Below are 819 nucleotides of genomic sequence, written 5' to 3'. Positions count from 1 at the left end.
TCACCGCGCTCGACGGCCCCGGTACGCCCGAGGACGTCGCGGCCGCGGTCGCGTATCTGCTCTCGGACGACGCGCGCTTCGTGACCGGCACGCGGCTCTATGTCGACGGCGGCGGCCCGCCTTACGCGTGAGCCGCGCTTCTGCTTCGTCTTCCCATTCAACCTAGCTCAAAGGACTCACCGCCCATGTCCCGCCTCGTCTCTCCGGCGCAATTGCGCTCGCTCATCGGTCAACGCACGGAGCTCGCCGTGCTCGACGTCCGCGAGGAAGGCGTCACTGCACGAAAGCGCCTCTTCTACTCGTCGATTGCGCCGGTCGGCCGCCTGGGTCTCGCGATCGAGCGGCTGGTGCCGCGACGGGCCACGCCGATCGTGCTCGTCGACACGCGCGGTGAACACACCGAACGTGCCGCCGCGCTGCTCGCGCGCTGGGGGTACACCGACGTGTCGATTCTCGAAGGCGGCGTCGATGGCTGGGAACGAGCAGGCTTCGAAGTATTCAGCGGCACGAACGTGCCCGGCAAGGCGTTCGGCGAACTGATCGAGCACCGGCTCCGTACGCCCAACGTCGACGCCTTTACGCTCAAGGCCCGCCAGGACGCGGGCGATGATCTCGTCGTGCTCGATTCGCGTCCGTTCGGCGAATTCAACACGATGAACATTCCGGGCGGCGTCGATTGCGCAGGCGCGGAGCTCGTCTATCGCGCGCTCGCTGCAGCGCCATCGCCGGACACCTTGATCGTCGTGAATTGCGCGGGCCGCACGCGCAGCATTCTCGGCGCGCAATCGCTGATCAACGCGGGCGTGCCAAATCCTGTCG

General features: G+C 67.4%; 2 protein-coding genes. Both read left to right on the top strand.

Features of this window, described 5'->3' with window-relative positions:
• Positions 1 to 131, top strand: a 131-nt coding sequence (locus AWB67_RS38855; RefSeq protein ID WP_125477908.1) for an SDR family oxidoreductase, incomplete at its 5' end; no start/stop codon positions are given.
• A gap of 54 nt (positions 132 to 185) precedes the next feature.
• A partial coding sequence (locus tag AWB67_RS38850) for a rhodanese-like domain-containing protein (protein ID WP_268808179.1) occupies positions 186 to 819 on the top strand: 634 nt, incomplete at its 3' end.

This window comes from Caballeronia terrestris, assembly GCF_001544515.1.
Lineage (GTDB): Bacteria > Pseudomonadota > Gammaproteobacteria > Burkholderiales > Burkholderiaceae > Caballeronia > Caballeronia terrestris.
This window is presented reverse-complemented; position numbering and strand designations above follow the sequence as displayed.